The sequence below is a fragment of the Providencia sp. PROV109 genome (genome assembly GCF_033681625.1).
Taxonomy (GTDB): Bacteria; Pseudomonadota; Gammaproteobacteria; order Enterobacterales; family Enterobacteriaceae; genus Providencia; species Providencia hangzhouensis.
The window spans coordinates 1420447-1440865 of record NZ_CP096320.1; the positions used below are offsets into that span (position 1 = coordinate 1420447).

The 20419-nt window shown below is 41.7% G+C and carries 17 protein-coding genes; 7 read left to right on the forward strand and 10 right to left on the reverse strand.

Translation table 11 applies throughout. The annotated features are described in order from the left end of the window. Window positions 1–41 precede the first annotated feature (41 nt). The 3 genes from nagC to nagB form a co-directional block, all read right to left on the reverse strand. Entirely contained in the window at window positions 42–1265 is a 1224-nt protein-coding gene (nagC, locus tag M1F25_RS06520; RefSeq protein ID WP_181489486.1) for a DNA-binding transcriptional regulator NagC, read from the reverse strand. Between the two features lie 11 nt (window positions 1266–1276). After that, window positions 1277–2440, reverse strand: coding sequence for an N-acetylglucosamine-6-phosphate deacetylase (gene nagA, locus M1F25_RS06525; protein WP_004256957.1), 1164 nt, complete (start codon window positions 2438–2440; stop codon window positions 1277–1279). A 75-nt stretch (window positions 2441–2515) separates the two neighbouring features. Beyond that, window positions 2516–3319: a glucosamine-6-phosphate deaminase gene (nagB, locus tag M1F25_RS06530; protein WP_004256954.1), complete on the reverse strand. Its 804-nt coding sequence runs from the start codon at window positions 3317–3319 to the stop codon at window positions 2516–2518. Window positions 3320–3735: 416 nt separating this feature from the next. Here nagB and nagE point away from each other — a divergent pair, with 416 nt between their 5' ends. The 5 genes from nagE to glnS all read left to right on the forward strand — a co-directional run bounded on the left by nagE (window position 3736) and on the right by glnS (window position 10096). Continuing rightward, on the forward strand, window positions 3736–5763 hold the full coding sequence (nagE, locus tag M1F25_RS06535; protein WP_164565432.1) for an N-acetylglucosamine-specific PTS transporter subunit IIBC: 2028 nt from the start codon (window positions 3736–3738) through the stop codon (window positions 5761–5763). 248 nt (window positions 5764–6011) lie between these two features. Continuing rightward, window positions 6012–6266, forward strand: a complete 255-nt coding sequence (locus tag M1F25_RS06540) for a colicin E3-like toxin immunity protein (RefSeq protein ID WP_004256948.1) — start codon at window positions 6012–6014, stop codon at window positions 6264–6266. A gap of 195 nt (window positions 6267–6461) precedes the next feature. After that, the gene (locus M1F25_RS06545; RefSeq protein ID WP_181489487.1) at window positions 6462–7232 is read left to right on the forward strand and encodes an SEL1-like repeat protein; all 771 of its coding nucleotides are present in this window, start codon (window positions 6462–6464) and stop codon (window positions 7230–7232) included. Between the two features lie 212 nt (window positions 7233–7444). After that, window positions 7445–8260, forward strand: coding sequence for a sulfite exporter TauE/SafE family protein (locus tag M1F25_RS06550; protein WP_181489488.1), 816 nt, complete (start codon window positions 7445–7447; stop codon window positions 8258–8260). Window positions 8261–8428: 168 nt separating this feature from the next. After that, window positions 8429–10096: a glutamine--tRNA ligase gene (gene glnS, locus M1F25_RS06555; protein WP_181489489.1), complete on the forward strand. Its 1668-nt coding sequence runs from the start codon at window positions 8429–8431 to the stop codon at window positions 10094–10096. A gap of 207 nt (window positions 10097–10303) precedes the next feature. On the opposite strand, the gene M1F25_RS06560 is transcribed toward glnS, so the two are convergent. From M1F25_RS06560 to kdpF, 7 genes are all read right to left on the reverse strand, one after another. Then, window positions 10304–10699, reverse strand: coding sequence for a DUF5329 family protein (locus M1F25_RS06560; protein WP_165880299.1), 396 nt, complete (start codon window positions 10697–10699; stop codon window positions 10304–10306). A gap of 96 nt (window positions 10700–10795) precedes the next feature. Continuing rightward, complete coding sequence (gene kdpE / locus M1F25_RS06565; RefSeq protein WP_080544454.1) at window positions 10796–11482, reverse strand: two-component system response regulator KdpE; 687 nt, start codon at window positions 11480–11482, stop codon at window positions 10796–10798. A 16-nt stretch (window positions 11483–11498) separates the two neighbouring features. Further along, window positions 11499–14186 (reverse strand): two-component system sensor histidine kinase KdpD, encoded by a 2688-nt coding sequence (kdpD, locus tag M1F25_RS06570; RefSeq protein WP_181489490.1) that lies wholly within the window; start codon window positions 14184–14186, stop codon window positions 11499–11501. Between the two features lie 8 nt (window positions 14187–14194). Next, window positions 14195–14788, reverse strand: a complete 594-nt coding sequence (gene kdpC / locus M1F25_RS06575) for a potassium-transporting ATPase subunit KdpC (RefSeq protein WP_036957946.1) — start codon at window positions 14786–14788, stop codon at window positions 14195–14197. Window positions 14789–14798: 10 nt separating this feature from the next. Then, window positions 14799–16862: a potassium-transporting ATPase subunit KdpB gene (kdpB, locus tag M1F25_RS06580; RefSeq protein WP_181489491.1), complete on the reverse strand. Its 2064-nt coding sequence runs from the start codon at window positions 16860–16862 to the stop codon at window positions 14799–14801. 13 nt (window positions 16863–16875) lie between these two features. Further along, window positions 16876–18579 (reverse strand): potassium-transporting ATPase subunit KdpA, encoded by a 1704-nt coding sequence (kdpA, locus tag M1F25_RS06585; protein WP_181489492.1) that lies wholly within the window; start codon window positions 18577–18579, stop codon window positions 16876–16878. Window position 18580: 1 nt separating this feature from the next. Continuing rightward, complete coding sequence (kdpF, locus tag M1F25_RS22455; protein ID WP_071585860.1) at window positions 18581–18670, reverse strand: K(+)-transporting ATPase subunit F; 90 nt, start codon at window positions 18668–18670, stop codon at window positions 18581–18583. Between the two features lie 452 nt (window positions 18671–19122). Between kdpF and M1F25_RS06590 the strand changes: the two genes are divergently transcribed. After that, window positions 19123–19329, forward strand: coding sequence for a YbfA family protein (locus M1F25_RS06590; RefSeq protein ID WP_036957942.1), 207 nt, complete (start codon window positions 19123–19125; stop codon window positions 19327–19329). Between the two features lie 234 nt (window positions 19330–19563). After that, on the forward strand, window positions 19564–20307 hold the full coding sequence (locus tag M1F25_RS06595) for a type 2 GTP cyclohydrolase I (RefSeq protein WP_181489493.1): 744 nt from the start codon (window positions 19564–19566) through the stop codon (window positions 20305–20307). The last annotated feature ends 112 nt before the right edge of the window (window positions 20308–20419 follow it).

Here is a 20419-nt window from a genome sequence, read left to right on the forward strand (position 1 = left end):
ATTTCAATGCCTACCTACCGTAAAGAAAATAACGCCAAAAATTAGCTTTCAAACAATTTTTGTAATAATTCACCATTAAGCATCGCACGTTTAGTGAGTGCGAAAGCGCCTATTGCCGAATTATGAACCAACTGCGATGTAACAATGGGGAGATTGTCCCTAAATCCTTTTAAGGCTTGTGTGTCAATACAGCTTTGAATCGCGGGTATCAGAATTTGTTCTGCTTCCGTGATATCCCCTGCAATAACGACTTTTTCAGGGTTAAATAAGTTTATAGAGATTGCAATCGCTTTACCGATTTGCCGACCAACGTGTTGGATAACTTCCGTAGCAAGTGGGTCTCCCTTATTAGCGGCTTGGCAAATATGGGAAATCGTACAAATTTCCAATGTAAGGGAACTTGAATAGCCTTGTTCTAAACGCTGTTTTACGCGGGCTTCAATCGCTTGGTTTGAGGCAATGGTTTCTAAACAACCAAAATTACCACAGTGGCAAAGTTCGCCAAGGGGGTCAACTTGGATATGGCCGATTTCTCCGAGGTTACCTCGGTGGTTGAGCAATATCTCTTTATTGATGACTAAGCCTGCCCCTGCGCCTCTGTGGATACGAACGAGCAGTGAGTCTTCGCAATCACGAGTTGCACCAAAATAGCTCTCAGCGAGGGCTAGGCTGCGAATATCGTGCCCTGCGTAACAGGTAATTTTAAAGTGTGCTTGCAAGTTGTCGATGAGATGCCAATTATGGACCTTGATATGCGGCATGTAGTAAACAATACCACTGTTTGGGTTAACTAACCCAGGGAGAATAATAGAAATCGCGATCAACTCTTTTAAGCGTTTCTGATTGTGTTCGATAAAGTCTTCAAGGGCAGCAATCAGTTTTTGTTCTACGGCTTGCTGAGAAGGCTCTGTGATAGGGTAATGAGCATCGACGATCATTTTGCCACCTAAGTCGTATAAGGCGATGGTGGCATCATAGCGGCCTAAGCGGACGCCAATCGTATGAAAATTTTTGTGCTCAGAAACAATAGATATAGCACGACGGCCCCCAGTGGAGGCCTGTTGGTCAACTTCTTTAATTAAACCACGTTCGAGTAACTGGCGAGTGATTTTAGTCACACTGGCCGGGGCAAGTTGGCTTTGCTCCGCGATTTGAATTCTTGATATCGGGCCATGTTGGTCAATTAAACTATAGACGACAGCGCTATTTAGTTGTTTGACGAGATCAATATTACCAATTTGCTTCAGCGAGTGGCTTTGATTCATTAGCTAGTTACTCATTTTTTGTAGACTTCGGCTCCGTTAACATAGGTTGCAAGGACGTCGAAGTCGTGGTTAAACGCGGTTAAATTCGCAATTTTACCCGGAGCAATAGACCCTAAGGTCTCATCAACTCCGATGGCTCTTGCGGGGTAGAGCGTTGCCATTCTCAGTGTTTCATCTAATGGGATACCCACGTACTCTACACTGTTTCTCACTGCTTCTATCATTGTGAGTGATGAGCCGCTGAGTGTGCCATTTTCATCTACACATAATCCATCGCGGTAGTATATGGTTTTACCTGCGAAGATAAAATGATCCATTTCACCAGTTTGAGGATCTATTCCTGCGGGCGCTGTGGCATCAGTCACTAAAATTAATTTATCACCTTTTAAGTGTTTGCTATTACGAATGTTTGCCCACTGGACATGCAAGCCATCAGCGATAATTCCCGCATATACTTCAGGAGTGTCATAAATAGCGCCAACTAAACCTGGGCCACGGCCTGAAATATATGGCATGGCGTTAAAAAGGTGCGTTGAAAAGCGAATTCCGGCTTTAAAACCCAGTTTGGCTTCTTCATACGTCGCATTTGAATGTCCAGCAGAAATAACAATGCCGGAATCTTTCAATTGGTGAATGTAATCAAGTTCTACCATTTCAGGCGCTAAAGTAATTTTAGTGATAGCGTCTGCATGAGCGGCTAAATAATCAATCATCTGCGCGGATGGTTGACGGATAAATTCAGGGTTATGCGTACCTTTTTTGATAACATTAATATATGGGCCTTCTAAATGAAGTCCTAGAGCTTGGTTCTTGTGGTCTTTTAAGTACTCTGTCATGACCTCAATACCATGCTTCATTAATTCGTCAGAGCAAGTAATCAGCGTTGGCAGGTAACTGGTACACCCTGTACGCTCATTGGCTTTTTGCATGATATCCAAATTCTTTAATGTGACATTTTCTTTATTATCATTGAATTGGACACCACCACAGCCGTTGACTTGCAGGTCAATAAACCCAGCGGATAAGATTGCACCTTGTAGGTCATGCTGTGGAATATGGGAAGGTAATTCAGAGACAGGACAAACATCTTTGATGATTTCACCATCAATGACGACCGCATGGTTATCCAGTCTTTCATGACCTGTATAAATAATGCAATTTGTTAATGCATACATGGCTTAAAACTCCTGACCTCTGGAAGGTGGGTCACCGATCAGCTTTCGCTGACCGGGTGATTGATAAACATAATCTTAGTTAAACTTTTCAATAATTTCAGATTCTAGCTGTTTGAAATATTTAAGCGTTTTAACTTTTAATTCGAGTGTTGCGGGTTCATCACAAACGACCAGTGCTTTTGGGTGCATTTGCACGCAACTTACTGTCCACATATGGTTAATTGAACCTTCAACTGCTGCATGAACTGCGTTCGCTTTATTCGCACCCGTAGCGAGTACCATTAACTCTTCAGCATCCATTAACGTGGCTACACCCACAGTTAAAGCGAATTTTGGTACTTGATTGATATCATTATCAAAGAAACGTGAGTTAGCTTGGCGCGTTTCTGGTGTTAATGTCTTAATGCGGGTACGAGAGTTCAATGAAGAACCGGGTTCATTAAAAGCAATGTGACCGTCGTTACCTACGCCGCCCATAAATAAATTAATTTTGCCGTAAGATTTAATTTTATCTTCATAACGTTGGCATTCCGCATCAACATCAGGGGCATTACCATTCAGTAAATTGATATTTTGCGCTTGAATGTCGATGTGGTTAAAGAAATTATCATGCATAAATGTGTGATAGCTTTGAGGATGATTAGCGGGAATACCAATATACTCATCCATATTAAATGTTACCACATGCTTAAAACTGACTTTTCCTGCGTTATATAAAGCAATCAATGCCTTATAAGTGGCAAGAGGAGTGCCGCCTGTTGGTAACCCAAGAACGAAAGGGCGATCAGCAGTTGGGTTGAATGCGTTAATTTTGTCAGCAATATACTGTGCGGACCAAATGCCGACATCATGCGCATTGTTAAGTGGAATTAGCCTCATGTCTCAATTACCTCTAATAAGTCTGTGAAATCTTTCATGTATATATGTATCCCTGATGTTATTCATTAGATATAGGAATACTCGTTATACTACAAATTTATTACGCGCTGGTGTTGGTACACAGTGCCGTTTTAACGGCTACACCTGCATTTTAAACGCGCTGAGAATATACAGGTTAATAACATAAATAAGTTATTTTAATCATAAAATAAGTTTTCGATAATAGCTAGTAATTTAGTCATATCGGTAACTCTTTCGTTGACATTTATCACAAATCGAACCTATTTATTTTGCATCGCGAAACAATTAATTTAGACTATAAAATTGATACTCTCAATAACCTAAATTATGATTTAGGTGTGTGAACAATAAGATCCCGTAAATGGGGCAAAAATAGGGCGATAAAGGGGGAGTTTGTGAATATTCTTAGCTACTTACAGCGGATTGGTAGGGCACTTATGGTGCCAGTTGCTGTACTACCAGCCGCAGCAATCCTGATGGGGATTGGCTATTGGATTGACCCAGATGGTTGGGGAGCCAATAGTGCAATCGCGGCGTTACTGATTAAATCGGGTGCGGCTATTATCGATAATATGTCCGTGCTATTTGCTATTGGTGTTGCTTATGGGATGTCAAAAGATAAGGACGGTGCGGCTGCACTGACCGGTTTTGTCGGCTTTTTAGTGGTGACAACACTGTGTTCGCCTGCATCTTATTCCATGATCATGAATGTTCCGCTGGAAAGCGTTCCTGCGGCATTCGGTAAAATTAATAACCAGTTCGTGGGTATCTTAGTTGGGGTTCTATCAGCTGAATTGTACAACCGTTATAGTGGCGTAGAGCTACCCAAAGCGTTGTCTTTCTTTAGCGGCCGTCGTCTCGTACCGATTTTGACCTCGTTCTTAATGATCATCTTAGCCTTCATACTGATGTATGTCTGGCCGGTGGTTTACAACGGTTTAGTCTCTTTCGGTGAAAGCATTAAAGACTTAGGTTCTGTGGGTGCGGGTATTTACGCCTTCTTCAACCGTTTATTAATTCCTGTCGGTCTGCATCACGCACTCAATTCGGTGTTCTGGTTTGACGTTGCAGGAATCAATGATATTCCAAACTTCTTAGGCGGCGCTAAGTCAATTGATGCAGGTCTGGCAACGGTAGGTATTACAGGTCGCTACCAAGCTGGTTTCTTCCCAATTATGATGTTTGGTCTGCCGGGCGCGGCATTAGCGATTTACCACTGCGCACGTCCAGAAAATAAAGCGAAAGTTGCTGGTATTATGATTGCCGGTGCGTTTGCGGCATTCTTTACAGGTATCACTGAACCACTCGAATTCTCTTTCATGTTCGTGGCACCAATTCTGTACGTAATCCACGCATTATTAACGGGTATCTCTGTTTATATTGCAGCGACGATGGAGTGGATCTCTGGATTCGGCTTCAGCGCAGGTTTAGTCGATATGCTATTGCAGTCACGTAACCCATTAGCCGTTCAGTGGTATATGTTGATTGTCCAAGGTTTAGTCTTCTTCTGCATTTACTATGTCATTTTCCGTTTCATGATCCGTAAATTCAACCTGTTAACACCAGGCCGTGAAGAGAGCGCAGGTGATGAAACGATTGATGGTTATGACGAAAGCATTAGCCCTGCCGATAACAGTGACAGCGATATTCAAAAAGAAGCTCGCCAATATGTTGCAGCGGTTGGTGGTAGTGACAACATCGTCAGTATTGATGCCTGTATTACACGTTTACGTTTAGGCGTTAAAGATTCAGCGATTGTTAATGACGCCATGACAAAACGTTTAGGCGCTTCAGGTGTTATCCGCTTAAGCAAACAAAATGTGCAAGTGATTGTCGGTACACGTGCTGAATTGGTCGCAAAAGCAATGACTGAAGTAATTGCAAAAGGCCCTATTGCCGGTTCTGCACCAGTTGCAGCAGCAGAAGAGAAAAAAGCCGCAGAGCCTACAAAAGCAAAGGGCAATGTGATTTTATCTTTGGTTGCGCCGGTCAGTGGTCAAGTGTTCTCCCTTGACGATGTGCCAGATGAAGCGTTCTCTAGCCGCATTGTGGGCGATGGTATTGCCATTAAACCAACAAGCAGCGAAGTGCTAGCGCCGGCATCAGGTACGGTGGTGAAAATTTTCGAAACTAACCACGCATTCTGCCTTGAAACAGAAAACGGTGTTGAGCTCATAGTTCATATGGGTATTGATACTGTTGCACTGAAAGGTGAAGGTTGTGCACGTTTAGTGGAAGAAGGTGCGGAAGTGACTGCTGGAACACCAATTCTGAACCTCGACCTCGCGTTCCTTGAAGCTAATGCCAAATCAATGATTAGCCCTGTCATCATTAGTAATATCGATGATTTTGCTGGCGTCGAGATTTTAGTTGACGGTGAAGTAAAAGCAGGCGAAACGGTTATTTATAATGTTCTGAAATAGTTCAGTTTAATATTATAAGTTAGTAAGAGGGTGGCTTAGGCCACCCTTTTTTTATGGTGGTTAAATAAGAAAAAGATAATCATACAGGGTATAACAAATAATGATAATCACTATCAATTGAGTTTAGTTTATAAAGAAAATATAATTAATTGTTAGCTTTGTGGGGAGGTGTTTTTTCTAAAATACGCGAATAATTAAAATTAAAGCGCCTAAAATAATTATAAAAAAGTATCTATAAGGAGAAAGAAATGGGATTAAAAATTCATTTGGTTTGGTTTGATAAACAAACAGAGGAATATGTTGGTGAAGAGTATTCTCTAGATCTAGGCGATAATGATAGCATTATAGAGGAAACCATTAATCCTGAGGAAAATATTATTAATAATGGTTGTTTTGATATGGTTTCTGACTGGGTTTCTAATCTTCAAAATCATATAAAACATAACATTGAATTTAGTAAATATGATTATCAAGTTTCATTCGATTATCGAGATGAATGGTAATTATCTATATTTATAAATTATTAGTAAATAATTTAATTTACTTGTTTTATACAAATTAATATTTATCTAAAACAAAAACATAAGGAATATGTAATATTACTGAATTAGTGAAATACTTATAACTTCACTCTCGGCTTATGATTTAGGAGAAATTTCGTGAGGTTGATTTCATGGTTTATCGTTATAGGAGCGTTCATGATCGGGACTCCAACTTGGGGGGGAAATATAAATCCTCCTTCAATTCCAACTGTGAGGGATCGTCTATATACCATTGAATATAATGAAACAGAACTTCGTTATGATCCAGACCTACCTAAGCGAGTTCCTTATCCCAAAAACCAACAACAAGTGGTTGAGTTATATCATCGGGCATTAAAAAACAATAATGAAGATGATAATTATGCCTTATTTTCTTTTTTCAGAATTGGTTGTACCGATTTTAAGCATTTACATAATGTGAAAGGTGCAAAAGAGGAGTGTGCTCTGGCTAATTTCTTTTTGAAGAGAGTATTAGAAATTAATTCTAATAATGGGTTAGCTCTGTTATTTACAGGGGTAAACCATCAGCATGGTAATGAAGGCTCGAAAAAAAATATGTCAGAAGCAATTTTATATTATAAACGCGCTTATCACCTTTATGGTAATAAGGTACTTGTAGCAGGAAAAAATCTTTCGACGATTTATTTACATGGACTCGGCGGGATCCCTCAGGACTTTAATAAAGCAAAATACTACTTAGAAATGGTAGCAAGAGATAATCCAAAGGGGCAAGATGCATATTACCTCAAGAATTTTGATACCTATGTTGATTTACTCAAAATATCAAATGAGGGTGATAAATGTAAACAACAGGATCCTAATAATCGTATTTGGGTTAAAGAATGTAATGATAAAGTAGAAAAACAAATAGAGACATACCTAAAAAAACATAGAGGAAATCAGAAAGAGAAAGATGCGATTGGTTGATTTAGTAAAGTTTTATTTTATGACTAGTGTGAAAGGTCATTATAAATAATAAGTTAAAAGTATAGTACAAAGAATACTTTAATTTTCTGTGTTAAAAAAGTTGCATTTGTTAATAACATTGGCGAAATCTCAAACAAGGTTGTCAAATTTGCATAAGCAAGGGGCTTTTTTCATCGATAAAATATTTTCTCAATTACTGAGAGGGGTTATCTGTGGAACTGCTTCTGTGTTTATTTGGCTTTATTTCGGGGATCACCACCGCACTATTCGGCTTCGGTGGCGGTTTTATTACGGTTCCACTGTTATATGCCTTGATTACCTTAGTGTGGGGGCCGCAAAGCGATGCAGGCAGTGTGGCAATGCAAATTGCGGTGGCAACATCAACCTGTGTGATGATCTTTTCATCGACGCTTTCGAGTCGTGCTCATTACCTTAAAGGCAACCTGAGTTGGCCAATTATTCGCCCTTTTATTATCCCTATTTCAATTGGCGGAATTCTAGGGGCAATAGTGGCGCTATCCGTAGATAGTGCATTAATTCATTGGATATTTATTGGTTATTTAATTATCACTATTTTAGATTGCTTTATTCGTCCCGGTTTTATGAAAACAGAATCTATAGGTATACAAGCCTCCCGTGGCGGTATTTTTGCCGATACCCCGATTGGCGTGGTGATTGGTGCGGTGGCGGCATTTTTAGGTGTTGGCGGCAGTGTGATGACTGTTCCACTAATGCGGCGCCGTGGTGCCAGTATGATCCAAGCAGCCGCATTTGCGAACCCATTGACATTACCAATGGCAATCACGGGCACATTAACCTATTTTTATTTCGCTATTGATAAGCACATTGATCTCGGAGCAGGATTTCTGGGGATGATCTATATCAAAGGGGCATTAATTTTAATTGTGACATCGTGGTTAGGGATCCGTTTTGCTTCTTTATTAATGCCTTACCTGAGCGATAAACGTCATGCCCAAAGCTATCCGTTACTGTTACTCGTCGTTTTAGCCGTCATGATACTGGCTTAGAATCGCGTATATCGGTGGGTAAAGATGAGGTTTTTACCCTAAATTCCTTCTGATCATCGCTTTTGCTGCACTTCGCGCAATCAAACGGTTGTTTCCTGATTGATTATGGTAGAATATATTTAATTACTATACGCTTTTGCGCGCTTTTGGCATTGAGGAATGATGACAATGAATGAGGCAGATGCTCGCCCAACAAATTTTATCCGTCAGATCATAGATGAAGATCTGGCGACTGGAAAACACACGTCAGTGCATACGCGTTTTCCACCTGAACCGAATGGCTATTTACATATTGGTCATGCGAAATCAATCTGCTTGAATTTTGGCATTGCCAAGGATTATCAGGGCCAATGTAACTTACGTTTTGATGATACAAATCCTGTAAAAGAAGATGTCGAATACGTTAACTCTATTCAAGAAGACGTTAAATGGCTTGGTTTTGAGTGGAGCGGCGATGTTCGTTATTCCTCTGACTACTTTGATACCTTGTATCAATACGCGATCGAGTTGATCAAAAAAGGCTTAGCTTACGTTGATGAGCTCAGCCCAGACGAAATTCGCGAATATCGTGGGACACTCAAAGAGCCTGGTAAAAATAGCCCATACCGTGAGCGCCTAATTGAAGACAACTTAGCACTATTCGAAAAAATGCGTGCGGGCGGCTTCGAAGAAGGAAAAGCGTGTTTACGCGCGAAAATCGATATGGCTTCGCCATTTATGGTGATGCGCGACCCAGTTTTATATCGTATTAAATTTGCGGAACATCACCAATCTGGCAATAAATGGTGTATTTATCCAATGTATGACTTCACGCATTGTATTTCTGATGCATTAGAAGGCATTACTCACTCTTTATGTACCTTAGAATTCCAAGACAATCGCCGTTTATATGATTGGGTTTTAGATAATATCACGATTGATTGTCACCCTCGTCAGTATGAGTTTTCTCGTCTGAATCTGGAATATACGGTGATGTCTAAGCGTAAACTGAACCAATTAGTGACCGAAAAACACGTAAATGGTTGGGATGACCCACGGATGTTAACCATTTCAGGTTTGCGTCGTCGTGGTTATACCGCAGCATCTATTCGTGAATTTTGCCAACGTATTGGTGTGACGAAGCAAGATAACAACGTCGAAATGGCTTCTTTAGAATCTTGTATTCGTGATGATCTGAATGAGTCAGCACCACGTACTATGGCGGTTATCGACCCAGTTCGTGTTGTCATTGAAAACATGCCTGCTGGTGAAGAGATTTTAACAGCGCCAAACCATCCAAATAAACCGGAGATGGGAACACGCCAAGTGCCTTTTAGTAACGAAATTTATATTGACCGTGCGGACTTCCGTGAAGAAGCAAATCGCCAATATAAGCGTTTAGTATTAGGCAAAGAAGTTCGTTTGCGTAATGCATATATCATTAAAGCAGAGCGTGTTGAAAAAGATGCGGATGGTAATATTACAACCATTTACTGTACTTATGATGCAGGCACATTAAATAAAGACCCAGCAGATGGCCGTAAAGTGAAAGGCGTTATTCATTGGGTTAGCGTAGCGCATGCATTACCTGCAGAAATTCGTCTGTATGACCGTTTATTCACTGTGCCAAACCCAGGTGCAGAAGACGATTTCTTATCCGTTATCAACCCTGAATCGTTAATTATTCGCCACGGTTTTGTTGAGCCAAGCCTGAAAAATGCAGAGGCAGAAAAAGCGTATCAGTTTGAGCGTGAAGGGTATTTCTGTGCGGATAATAAGTTAAGTAGTGCAGATCATTTAGTGTTTAATCGCACTGTTGGGTTGCGTGATACTTGGGCTAAGATTGAGAACTCTTAACTTGATGTCCCTGTCATACTTTGCACCACAGGGGTGTTGGCTTCATTAAGTTACCCGAGTCACATACTTATGTATACTCACGGGATAACTTAATTTGCCGCCTACCTGTGGTACAAATTATTTAGGGGCTAGATCGAGTATTAGAACAAAAAACGCTGACATTTATTTGCCAGCGTTTTTTATCGTAATCAACAGAACCTACAGAATTTACTCAGATTTGTTATCCACTTTGTCTTTCAGTAAACCATGCAAATATTTATTGGCTGGGATCACATTACCTTGAGCATCTTTGACTTGGTACTCTTCGCCAGTAATGGACGATTTTGAGGCAACATTATCAATAAATTGTTCTGTAGTTTTGAGACGTTTTTCTGTTTTACGTAGTTTTAAACGTAAGTGAGATTCTGCGTCGGCAGCAGAATGTTCAGTTCCGTTACGAGTAAAAGTAAGATTCTGTTGCTTACCAAGCTCTGCTAATAATGATTCAGTACGAATTTTTTCTTCAGGGCTTAGCGCAAGCGCTTGGGTGGTAACAAAAACGCTCAAAAAAAGAACTAAAGCAGATGAAAAACGGTTTGATAGTTGGGCTGTGAGTGACTGCACGAATTTCTCTCCATAGAAAAAAGGTGAGTAAATTATAGGCAGCCTTTTAATTTAAACTATCGGTAAGATTCCTAGAATTCAATGAATGGTAATCCATTAGGGCATAAACCGATAACCAATCCCTGTTTCGGTTAATAAGTGAATAGGGCGAGCAGGGTCATTTTCCAATTTTTGCCGTAGGTGGCCCATATAGATGCGTAAGTAATGATTATGTTCCACATAATTAGGCCCCCAAACTTGCAGTAATAAATGCCGTTGAGTTAATACTTTACCGCTATTAGCCACGAGTTCACTGAGTAAACGGAACTCAATCGGGGTAAGGTGGAGCTCTTCACCTTGCTTGGTAACAATTCGATTAATAAAATCGATAGTGATATCCCCAAACTGGCATTTTGAGTTTTCTTGGGTGGATTTGCCGAAACGCCGTAAAGCAACCCTAACACGAGCCAGTAATTCGCTAATCCCAAAGGGTTTTGTGAGGTAGTCATCAGCGCCTGCATCCAATGCAGCCACTTTCTGTGATTCTTCTTCGCGAGCGGATAAAACAATAATCGGAATACTGCTCCACTGACGTAGGTCACGAATTAAATCAAGCCCATCACCATCGGGCAAGCCAAGGTCTAAAATCAATAAATCAGGTTGCCGAGTACCCGATTCGATTAGGCCGCGGTGGTAATTTTCGGCTTCAAACACTTTCCAGCCTTCACCCTCCAACGCTAAACGAACAAAGCGACGGATTTCTTTTTCATCTTCAATAACCAGTATTTGATGGTTAGTACTCACAATATCGAGGGTCCTTCTATATTTCTGCCTCAATATCAGGCAGTTGTTTTAAAGGTAAAACAAAATGGAAACTGGCTCCACCTTTATTATTGTTTTGCGCCCAAATTTCGCCTTCATGCAATTGGATAATAGCACGACAAATGGCAAGCCCTAAGCCAACGCCTGGGATTGCTGATTCTTTTTGTGCCCGAGAAAATTTATCAAAAATGGTTTTTTCTTGCCCGTTTGGGATCGCATTGCTGGCATCCCATATTTCAATATGAATTTTTTGCCCTTCAACTGCGGCTCGAATACCAATCGGGGTATTGTTATTGCTATATTTTACGGCATTTTCTAAGAGATTGATTAGCACTCGTTCAATCAAATTGGCATCACAATAAAGCAATAAATCTGCTGGAATATCAATCTCTAAAGGGTGACTGTGTAAGGTGTAATCTAAGGTTCTAACGGCACTACTGGTAATTTCTTGTAGTGATTCCCACGCTAAGTTGGGTTGAATGCTGCCAGATTGCAAACGAGCCATATCCAGTAAATTATTAACTAAGCGAGAGGTGCTTAGTACTTGTTGGCGCATTTGGTTGACTTGCTCTGTTAATGGTGAATTTTCCGCTGATAAGTTCAACATTAAAATTTCAGTTTGCCCGAACAAAACGGTAAGTGGCGTTTTTAGATCATGGGAAAGTGCGGCAAGTAACGAGTTTCTCAGTTGTTCACGTTCAATGTTTAATTTGGCTAATTCAGCTTGTTTGGTCAATTGTAGACGAGCAAGCGAGCTTGCAATCAGCCCCGTAAAGGTTTGCAGCATGCGTTGCTGCTCTGGGATCAATAACTGGCGCATGTTTCTTGGCTCAATGGCAAGAACGGCAAGGGTTTGGTCGGCAGTAGTGATAGGTTGTAATTGATAAGGAACACTTGGCAAAGTATCCGTACCAGCACCGGCTGGCTGGCGTTTATCAAAACTCCACTTAGCAATGGCTTTATCAATTTGCATTGCCGTGTAGCCATCACATTGCAACGGTGTTAATTGCCCATCCTCATCAGGTAATAACAAGCAACTTTTGGCTTGGAAGGCATTATTGAGAAAATGATATCCTGTTTTTCCAATATCATCAGTGGTGATGGCTTGGCCTAATTCTTTTGTCATTTCATATAAATGACGGGTCCGTTGTTCGCGATACCGAGCAATACGAGCTTGGTAGCGCATACCCGCAGTTAAATTCCCCACAACAACCCCAACAATTAGCATCACCGTAAAAGTGACTAAATATTGCATATCCATGATAGCAAGGGAAAAATGGGGTTGAACAAAGAACAGGTCAAAACTGATCACGTTAACCAAGGCGGCAAAGACAGAGGGGCGTCGACCATAAAATAATGCGATTAACACGACACCTAATAGATAGAGTGTCACGAGGTTGGCTTTATCGAGTGCTAATAAAAAGGTACGTGAAAATAAGGTGATAGCGGCGCACATCACAATGGCCATTAAATAGCCATTCATATCCGATCGCCATTTTTCAGAGAACGGTTTTCTTTCGGGTTCTTTGTCCCACTCACTTTTTTCTTCAAGTGCGACGATCACTAGGTCTAGATCTGGGCCGAGCTTACCTAGGCGATCGGCAAAACCGGGGCGTAAATTGAACTTAAACCATTTATTTGTTTTATTACGTCGGCCAATTAATATCTTCCCTAAATTATGTTCTCGTGCGTAACGCAATATGGCTTTTTCTTCAGAAGGATCTGATAAGGTCGCTGTTTCTGCCCCTAAGTCTTGAGCAAGTCGCAATGCTTTTAAGATAGCTCTACGCTGTGTTTCAGGTAGCTGATGAAGCGAAGGGGTTTCAACATAAACAGCATGCCAGACACTACCGAATTTTGCGGCAAGCCGAGCCGCGGTACGAACTAACTTTTCATTTCCCGTATTATGGCCAACGCATAACAATAGCCCATCGCGAGTGTGCCATACGGGCGCTTGGCCTTTACCGCCACGAAATTCACGCATTTGGTCATCAACTCGGTCGGCAGTGCGACGAAGTGCGAGTTCACGAAGTGCAATTAAATTTCCTTTGCGGAAAAAATGCTCAATGGCGCGTTCGGCTTGCCCTGGTATGTATACCTTACCTTCTTTAAGACGTTGCCGTAGGTCGTCAGGGGGAAGGTCGACTAACACCACTTCGTCAGCGGCATCAAAAATATGGTCTGGAACCGTTTCACGGACTCGAATACCTGTAATGCTTCCAACAATATCATTCAGGCTTTCAATGTGCTGAACGTTGATGGTCGTCAGTACATCAATTCCAGCATCAAGTAACTCTTCGACATCTTGCCAACGTTTAGGGTGTCGGCTGCCATTAGGATTACTAAATGCTAATTCATCCATTAAAATTATGGCAGGATGCCTAGCAATTGCAGCATCAATATCGAAGCCATTTAGGCGGCGGCCGTGATGGGTAATGCGTCTGGGTGGTAACAGAGAAAGGCCGTCAAGTAACGCGGCTGTTTCTTCTCTTTCATGGGTTTCTACCACGCCAACCAGAACATCTAGCCCTTGGGCTCTAAGCCTTTGCGCTTCTTGCAGCATGGCATACGTTTTTCCAACACCTGCACAGGCACCGAAAAAAATCTTTAATTTGCCACGCCCAATTTCATTGGCTTTGACCAAGAGTTCATCGGGGTTAGGGCGAATAGGTTCCTGATTGTTCATCACAGCCCCTAGTGAGTTTGACTGTTTATTTGTTGTTGATATTCATCAAGTGCTAGGTTCAGTTTTAGCACATTAATGACTGATTCGCCTAAAAAGGGTAACAGCGCCTGTTCAGTATGTGTTTCTATCAATGATTTTACCGCATCCAAAGGAATTTGCCTGCTTTTTGCAATGCGTGGAGCTTGGTATAATGCTGCATCAATAGAAATATTGGGGTCTAAGCCGCTGGCAGACGCCGTGAGTAAATCCACTGGGGTGGCGTTATCTGCATCGGGGTTTGCTGCGCGCAGTTGTTCGTTACGCTCAATCATCGTTTGTTGTAATAACGGGTTACTGACCGCTAAATTACTTCCGCCAGAAGCTAATGCGTTGTAGGGGCTATCAACCGTCGCAGAGGGGCGACCGTGAAAATAGCGGACATCACCCACATTTTGCCCGATCAAGGCTGAGCCAACAGTACGTTCATCTTGCATAAGTAGAGAGCCGTGAGCCTGCCATGGAAAAAAGATGTTAGCGAGACCAGTTACCATTAATGGGTAAGCAATACCGGTAAAAATGGTGAGTACTAGTAACATGATAATCGACGAACGGATCATATTCATAATCAACTCCTTATATTCCAAAAAAACTAATAAGCAGATCAATCAGTTTGATCCCAACGAATGGCACAATTAACCCGCCTAAGCCATAAATGCCTAAATTACGTTGCAATAATGATTGGGAACTCATTGGGCGATAATGGACACCTTTAATGGCTAAAGGGATCAAGAAGATAATAATCAATGCGTTGAAGATAACCGCAGAAAGGATAGCGGACGCAGGTGAATGTAATTGCATAATATTTAATGCATTTAATTGTGGCCATGTCACCGCAAAAGCTGCAGGGATAATGGCAAAATATTTAGCAATATCATTGGCAATACTGAAGGTGGTTAATGAGCCGCGAGTCATCAACATTTGTTTACCAATATGCACGACTTCGATTAGCTTGGTTGGGTTAGAGTCTAAATCAACCATGTTACCGGCTTCTTTTGCCGCTTGGGTGCCAGAGTTCATTGCCACTGCGACATCCGCTTGCGCCAGTGCTGGCGCATCGTTGGTGCCGTCACCTGTCATGGCAACTAAGCGGCCTTCAGATTGATATTGGCGGATCAACGCCAGTTTGGCTTCCGGTGTGGCTTCAGCAAGGAAATCATCAACCCCAGCCTCTGCCGCAATAGCAGCTGCGGTTAAATGGTTATCCCCCGTGATCATCACGGTCTTTATGCCCATACTGCGCATTTGAGCAAAACGCTCTTTCATTCCACCTTTAACGATATCTTTGAGTGCCACAACCCCTAATACAGTTTGGTTATCAACGACAACGAGTGGGGTTCCTCCCAAATGAGCAACTTTTTCGACCAGTTGATCGGCTTCTACTGGGAATTTACCGTGGTTAGCTTCAATATAACGACGGATCGCATCCGCAGAGCCTTTGCGGATCATCCGTTCGCCAATATTGACTCCACTCATACGCGTCATTGCAGAAAAAGGAACAAAAGTCGCATTCAGGGCATGAATATCTCTTTCACGTAAATTGAATTTTTGTTTTGCCAGTATCACAATACTGCGGCCTTCTGGTGTTTCATCGGCTAAAGAAGATAATTGTGCTGCATCAGCCAGTTGCTGTTCAGTGATACCCGTTAGCGGTAAAAACTCTGAGGCTTGGCGGTTTCCCAGTGTAATTGTCCCCGTTTTATCGAGTAATAGAACGTCAACATCTCCCGCAGCTTCTACGGCACGCCCGCTGGTGGCAATAACATTGGCTCCTAGCATGCGGCTCATCCCTGCTACACCGATAGACGAAAGCAAGCCACCAATGGTGGTTGGGATTAAACAAACTAATAGGGCAATCAACACTAAAATAGAAACTGCATCGCCAGCACCGGCATAATCTGCGGCAAAAGAGGTAAAGGGGTACAAAGTTGCACAGACAAGGACGAAAATGATCGTTAATGCAGTTAACAAAATGGTGAGTGCGATTTCATTGGGTGTTTTACGGCGTTGCGCACCTTCCACCATGGAAATCATTCTATCTAAGAAGGTTTCACCGGGGTTGACCGTACATTCCACGATCAGCCAATCGGAAAGTACGCGAGTTCCCCCTGTTACAGAGGAAAAATCACCACCAGATTCACGGATCACTGGAGCGGATTCCCCTGTAATTGCGCTTTCATCCACAGAGGCGCCGCCTTCGATGACTTCCCCATCGCAAGGAATGGTATCTCCGGCACGGATCAACACAATATCGCCTTTACGTAACTGATCTGAATTCACTATTTCTTGATTGGCATCCAGCGAAGCAGACGCTAAACGCGTTGCGCTACTTTGTTGCTTTACGCCTTTTAAGCTTTGGGCTTGTGCTTTGCTACGCCCTTCAGCGAGTGCTTCCGCAAAGTTGGCAAAAATAACCGTAAACCACAGCCAAAGGGTGATCATTCCACTGAACCAAGCACTATCTTGTGTGTAATCCATTACCATGGCTAACCAAAGTAACGTAGTGATAATACTGCCAATAAAGACTACAAACATCACTGGGTTACGCCATTGCGCTTGCGGAGTACATTTTTTTATTGATTCAATAATAGATTGTTTAATTAATTGATTATTGAATAATTTAGTTTGTTTATTTTTCATTTTTTTCCCCTCATTATCCTGCAAAGCCAATGTGTAATTGTTCAGCGATTGGCCCTAATGCTAAAGCCGGCACAAAGGTGAGTGCGCCAATGAGAAGCACGGTGAAAATAAGTAACCCAATGAATAAAGGTCCTGTTGTGGGTAAAGTGGCATGGCTTTGGGCTTGTGGCTTTTTATTGGCCATTGAGCCTGCAATCGCTAAGACGGGAAGGATCACACCAAAACGACCAATAAACATGGCTATTGCAAGTAGCACATTGTAGAACGGCGTATTCGTGCTGAGCCCTGCAAAAGCGCTACCATTATTATTGGCGGCAGAAGAAAAGGCATATAGCACTTCACTAAACCCATGCGCGCCTGAGTTTAAAATCCCTACACGCCCAGCTTCGGTCATTAATGAAATAGTTGTACCAAGTAGCACTAAGGTTGGGGTGACTAAAATCGCCAGTGCGACCATTTTCATTTCACGCACTTCAATTTTTTTACCCAGGTATTCAGGTGTACGGCCAATCATGAGACCAGCAAGGAAGACTGCGAGTAATACAAATAGCAACATGCCGTATAAACCGGAACCGACACCGCCAAATACCACTTCACCAATTTGCATTAACCACATCGGCACCATTCCACCCATTGCAGTAAAGGAGTCATGCATGGCGTTAACCGCTCCACAAGAGGCTGCGGTGGTGACGACGGCAAACAAAGCGGAGCCGACAATCCCAAAACGACTCTCTTTTCCTTCCATATTGGCAGAGCTAGTGGCATGCAGTTCGGCTAAAAATGGGTTTCCCACATATTCCGCTTTAACTACGACTATGGCAGCAACCACAAAAATGATCCCCATAACCCAGAGTAAGGTATGGCCTTGCTTGTTGTTACCAACGACACGACCAAAGGCAAAGCAAAGTGCAGTAGGGATTAGGAAAATCGCTAACATTTGCACAAAATTACTCAGTGCAGTTGGGTTTTCAAAAGGGTGCGATGAATTAGAGCCGAAGAACCCGCCACCATTTGTGCCGAGCAATTTTATCGCTTCTTGGGACGCAACTGGCCCCATCGGTAATAGCTGTTCACTGCTATCTAAAGGATGAATAAGTAAATAATTGGAAAAATTTTGGATCACACCTTGGCTGACAAAAAATAGCGCAAAAATAATCGCTAAAGGGAAAAGCAAATACACAGTAATGCGGTAAATATCTAACCACGCATTACCGACAGTTTTATTGCCATGGTGTGAAAAAGCACGAATAATTGCGAAGGCCACAGCAAGGCCTGTCGCTGCGGAAAGAAAGTTTTGTACAGTCAGCCCTGCCATTTGGCTTAAATAACTTAATGTATTTTCGCCGCTATAGGCTTGCCAGTTAGTATTAGTAACAAAACTAACCGCGGTATTAAAGGCTAAATCCCAGCTCATCCCTTCAAAGTGTTGAGGGTTAAGAGGTAAACGGCCTTGGCAGATTAAAATAACGAATAATAAAACAAAGCCTAAAAGATTAAATAATACAATTGCTAAGGCATATTGTCGCCAATTCATCTCAGCCATTTCACGCCCTGGTTGTTTGACTCCAGCAAGGCGCCAAAGTAAGGACTCACTGCTTGCTAACCGACGAGGTATATCATTGTCGATTAGCCGAGCAATACCGTTACCTAAAGGTTTTGCTAAGATGAATAAGATCAGTAAAAAACTACCTAAAAATAACAATGTAGTGGTAGTCATATCAGAAATCCTCCGCGTTAAGCAGGGCATAAATCAGATACGCCAGCAGTAAAACAACGAGAACTGCCCCAATAATGGAAAGTAATGACACAGTATTTTCTCCTTATTATTTCCATGAGATAAGGCTAAAGAGTTCGTTGTAAAGAAGCTGATAAAAATCACGGGTAGGGTGTAAAAAAAGCATAAAAATGGTTATTTGTCGAGCAAGAAGAGAGTGCTTAATAGAGAAAGTGGCGTGTGGTTTTATTAATTTATTTGTTAAATAATTGTAATTTAAATGTACAAATAAAACATTAATTGGTTAAAAAATGTAATAAAAATACGGAATGAACAGATTTTTTAGAAAAATTTACATACTAAGTGGTCAGATGAGTAGTTTTATTACACAATTTGCGATATCCTATCTACAGTCAATATATTTCATATTATCTGTTCGGTTTTAGTCGCTCTTTACTACTGTGTTAATGGGAAATGTGTGTTAATGGGGAATGGTAGAGCAAAGCTGGAATCGACAAATAAAGTGGCAACTGAAGGAGGATACCGATGTCCACATATCGCGAATATTCCCGTAATCAGGTACTTGCACGCCGCACTGCTGCTGTAACAGCTGGCATTATTGCGTTTCCGGTTATGGTTTTTTATCCAAAAAGAGCAAAGTTTTATAGCCATTTACATAAAGTTTGGGCAAAAACCAGTGATAAACCGGTTTGGCTAGAACGTTCAGAGACAACGCTGGAAAGCCACCGCTAATTTAGTACTTAATGGCGAGTAATAACCCCTACGATGTTGAATTGTGGGGGTTTTGTTTTTTTATTTTCTTACTTTCATTTACTATCCAGCTGAATTTTTATCGATTAATGCCCTCGATTTGCTTTAAATAACACAGAAAAAAATTATGTTTCCGTTTATGCTTATTGATTATCAGTCAATTACGTTCAAACTGGTGGATAAACCGTTTAGCTGTGCAGTAAAAAGGACAACATAATGCATAATTTAAGATTAGAAGAAATCATTAATGAAGAATTGAAAGTTAGTGAGTTCCAAGATTTTGCACCGAATGGATTGCAAGTTGAAGGGCGACCCCATGTACATAAAATCATCACAGGGGTGACAGCTTGCCAAGCATTGCTGGATGTTGCTGTTGAAAAGAAAGCTGATGCCGTCATTGTTCATCATGGCTATTTTTGGAAAAATGAGCCAGCCATTATCAAAGGCATGAAGAGAAATCGCTTAAAAACATTATTAGCGAATGATATAAACCTGTATGGTTATCACCTCCCATTAGATGCACATCACCAGTTAGGTAATAATACCCAGCTTGCTTATATTATGGGGGTGCAGGTGAACGGCCAAATTGACCCATTAATGCCATTTGGTTTTTTTGATCAACCCATTACACCTTCAGAATTAACGTCTCGCTTAGAAACTCGCCTTGGCCGTAAAGTTCTTCATTGTGGTGATAATGCAAAAGAAGAAATTCGCCAAATTGCATGGTGTACAGGAGGAGGGCAAGGTTTCATCCTACAAGCGGCGGAATTTGGCGTAGATGCCTTTGTAACAGGGGAAGTTTCCGAGCAAACCATTCATATAGCAAGAGAAATGGGTATCCATTTCTATAGTGCAGGGCATCACGCAACAGAGCGTTATGGGATCAAAGCACTGACTCAGTGGCTGGTGGATGAACATGGATTAGATGCCGAATTTATCGATATCGATAATCCGGCTTAATTTTCGTCGCCTTTTACATCACTGCGTTGTTGGCTGCATTCACGAACCCTAGTCACATACTTATGTATGCTCCTAGGGCTTCGCTCTCTTGCCGCCTAGCTGTGATTCGAAA